Here is a 3,347-nt window from a genome sequence, read left to right as displayed (position 1 = left end):
CCACGTCATCCGGCCGCGCCGCCAGCCGGCCTTCCTCAAGTTGGACTTCGAGCGGGGTGAGTGTGCGCAGATCGACTGGGGTTCATACGGCACCGTGCGGGTGGGCAACACGACCCGGCGCCTGAGCTTCTTCGTGATGGTGCTGTGCTACAGCCGGCGCATGTACCTGGAGTTCACCGTGTCGCAGGAGATGGAGTTCTTCCTGGCCTGCCACGAGAACGCATTTGCCACCTTCGGCGGCGTGCCGCAGCGCCTGATGGTCGACAACCTGAAGTCGGCCGTGCTGCAGCGCCTGGTGGGCATCGCCCCGGTGTTCAACCCGAAGTACCTGGACTTCTCGCGCCATTGGAACTTCGAGATCACCCCCTGCAACGTGGCTTCGGGTTGGGAGAAGGGGCGCGTGGAGAACGGCGTGGGCTACGTCAAGAAGAACTTCCTCGCCGGGCAGGAGTTCATCGACTTCAGCGCCGTGCAGCCCGCCGCCCAGCTGTGGGTGGACACGGTGGCCGACGTGCGCGTGCACGGCGCCACGCAGCGTCGGCCCGTGGACATGTTCGAGGAAGAGCGCGCCCACTGTTGACGCCGACCGAAAACTGACCCACCTTTGATGGTTGTGCCGATCCAAAACTGACCCGGGTGTTGCAACCTACCCTGCTGTTTTTTTCAGCAGCGGAGACGAGGGTGATCACCATGGCCATGATTGGCAAAGTCAAGCGGATGCACAGCCGCCAGAACAAATCTGTGAGGGAGATTGCGCGCATCACAAGCTTGTCGCGCAACACGGTTCGCAAGTGGCTGAAGTCGCCGGTGGAGGGCGAGCCGAAGTACCGGCGCGGCGCGCAGCCGGGCAAGCTGACGACGTTCCACGAGGCGATCAAGCAAGCGCTCAAGGCCGATGCGTCGCGCCACAAGCACGAGCGACGGACGGCGCGGGCGCTGTACGCCGAGATCAGGGTCGCCGGCTACAGCGGGGGCTACAGCCGAGTGACGGACTTCATCCGCGAGTGGCGCCAGGGCGAAGGCCAGGGGGTGCTGACGAATGCCTTCGTGCCGCTGGTGTTCGAGCTTGGCGAAGCGTTCCAGTTCGACTGGAGCGACGAGGGGATGGTGGTGGGCGGCATCTATCACCGCGTGCAGGTGGCCCACACCAAGCTGTGCTCGAGCCGGGCGTTCTGGCTGGTGGCCTACCCCAGCCAGGGTCACGAGATGCTGTTCGACGCCCACACGCGGTCGTTCGCCGCGCTGGGCGGGGTGCCCAGGCGGGGCATCTATGACAACATGAAAACGGCGGTCGATAAAGTCAAGAAAGGCAAGGGCCGGATCGTCAACGCGCGCTTCGCGGTGATGTGCGCGCATTACCTGTTCGATGCTGATTTTTGCAACGTTGCGTCCGGCTGGGAGAAGGGCGTGGTCGAGAAGAACGTCCAGGACAGCCGGCGGCGGATCTGGATCGATGCGGCCAAGCTGCGCTTCGGCTCGTTTGTCGAGCTCAACGCCTGGCTGGGGGCACGGTGCCGGGCGTTGTGGGAGGAGGTCCGGCACCCCGAGCATGAGCAGTTCAGCGTGGCCGAGATGCTCGAGCACGAGAGGGCGCACCTGATGCCCATGCCCGCGCCGTTCGACGGCTATGTGGAGAAGCCGGCGCGGGTCAGCAGCACCTGCCTGGTGGCGGTGGCGCGCAACCGTTACTCGGTGCCATGCGAGCTGGCCGGGCAGATGGTCAGCACGCACCTGTACCCGGGGCGGGTGGTGGTGGTGGCCCACGACAAGGTGGTCGCCAGTCACGACCGGCTCAGTGACCGCGGTCTGACCCGTTACGACTGGCAGCACTACATCCCGCTGCTGCAGCGCAAGCCCGGCGCGCTGCGCAACGGCGCGCCGTTCGCCGACATGCCAGAGCCGTTGCTGGCGTTGCGCAAGGCGCTGCTGCGCGACGCCGGCGGCGACCGCGTGATGGCGCAAGTGCTGGCCCTGGTGCCCACCGCCGGGCTGGACGCGGTGCTGGTGTCGGTGGAGTTGGCGCTGGAGAGTGCGCCCCCGTCGGGGCGGGTCAGCGTGGAGCATGTGGTCAACGTGATGAGTCGGCTCAATGCCGCGCCCAAGCCGGAGAACGCGGCCACGACGTTGCAGGTGACGATCCCACCGCTGGCCGACACAGCACGCTACGACACCCTGCGCGCGCAGGGCGACATCGGCAGCGGCACCAGCACCCCCGAGGACGCCCGCAATGAGGCCCAGGAGACCGACCATGCATGACGTGCTTGCCGATCTCAAGGAACTGCGCCTGCACGGCATGGCCGGCGCCTGGGTCGACCTGGTCGAACAAGGTGGCAACGCGGGCATCGACGCCTCGCGCTGGTTGATCGAGCACTTGCTGCAGGCCGAGACCACCGACCGTGCAATGCGCTCGGTGAGCCACCAGATGCATTCGGCCAAGTTCCCGGTGCACCGTGACCTGGCGGGCTTCGACTTCAATGACTCGCCGGTCGATCGCAAGTTGGTCCATCAATTGGCCGACCTGTCGTTCACCGACCAGGCGCACTGCGTCGTTCTGGTCGGCGGACCGGGCACGGGCAAGAGCCATCTGGCCACGGCCATCGGCGTGTCCGGCATCACGCGCCACGGCCGGCGCGTACGGTTCTACTCGACGGTGGACTTGGTCAACGCGCTGGAGCTGGAGAAGGCGCAGGGTAAGGCCGGACGCATCGCGCTGAGCTTGCTGCGTATGGACTTGGTCATCCTTGATGAGCTCGGGTACTTGCCGTTCAGCCAGGCCGGCGGGGCGCTGCTGTTCCACCTGCTGAGCAAGCTCTACGAGCACACCAGCGTGATGATCACGACCAACCTGAACTTCGCCGAGTGGTCTTCCGTGTTCGTCGACGCGAAGATGACCACCGCGCTGCTCGACCGCCTCACGCACCACTGCCACATCGTTGAGACGGGCAACAAGAGCTACCGCTTCCTGCACAGCTCCGATGTCGCCAAGAAGCGCATCAGGGCCCGCGAGCAGGTCCGCAAGGGCGCCAATCCAGAGCCGATGGACGCCGCCATCTGATCGGCCGCGGCGCGGGGGAATCCGCTACGGGCTACGCCCTGCGCGGCTTCCCCCGCGCTCACGATCATCCATCAAGGAGGTCAACGACCAAGGCAAAACACTACACTTATCCACAGCCGACCATCACGAGGTCGGCGCTTCCCCCCGGGTCAAAATTGGATCGGCAGGGTGGGTCAAAATTCGGTCGGCGCCGACAGGGTACGACGCCTTCAGGCGGTCCATATCGATACCGGCTGTCAGTGGTTGGCGACAATTAGGTTGGCCGGTCGACGACAACTATCTTGGCCGGTTT

3 protein-coding genes are annotated in these 3,347 nt (G+C 65.6%); all 3 read left to right on the top strand.

Features of this window, described 5'->3' with window-relative positions:
* Window positions 1–580: IS21 family transposase (istA, locus tag QZY44_RS08160; protein ID WP_295444808.1), on the top strand; the 580-nt coding region annotated here is incomplete at its 5' end.
* Window positions 581–690: 110 nt separating this feature from the next.
* Window positions 691–2,256 (top strand): IS21 family transposase, encoded by a 1,566-nt coding sequence (gene istA / locus QZY44_RS08155; RefSeq protein ID WP_295444810.1) that lies wholly within the window; start codon window positions 691–693, stop codon window positions 2,254–2,256.
* Window positions 2,249–3,055, top strand: a complete 807-nt coding sequence (gene istB / locus QZY44_RS08150) for an IS21-like element helper ATPase IstB (RefSeq protein ID WP_295444805.1) — start codon at window positions 2,249–2,251, stop codon at window positions 3,053–3,055. Before istA (QZY44_RS08155) ends, istB begins: the two co-directional genes overlap by 8 nt.
* Window positions 3,056–3,347: the final 292 nt, after the last annotated feature.

The organism is uncultured Thiodictyon sp. (assembly GCA_903837595.1).
GTDB lineage: Bacteria > Pseudomonadota > Gammaproteobacteria > Chromatiales > Chromatiaceae > Thiodictyon.
Note: the sequence above shows the minus strand (reverse complement) of the source record. Positions and strands in the feature narration are given on the sequence as shown.

Bases quoted from the DNA above. Each gene is read 5' to 3' on its own strand.
- istA (WP_295444810.1), top strand. From the start codon at position 691: ATGGCCATGATTGGCAAAGTCAAGCGGATGCACAGCCGCCAGAACAAA.
- istB (WP_295444805.1), top strand. From the start codon at position 2,249: ATGCATGACGTGCTTGCCGATCTCAAGGAACTGCGCCTGCACGGCATG.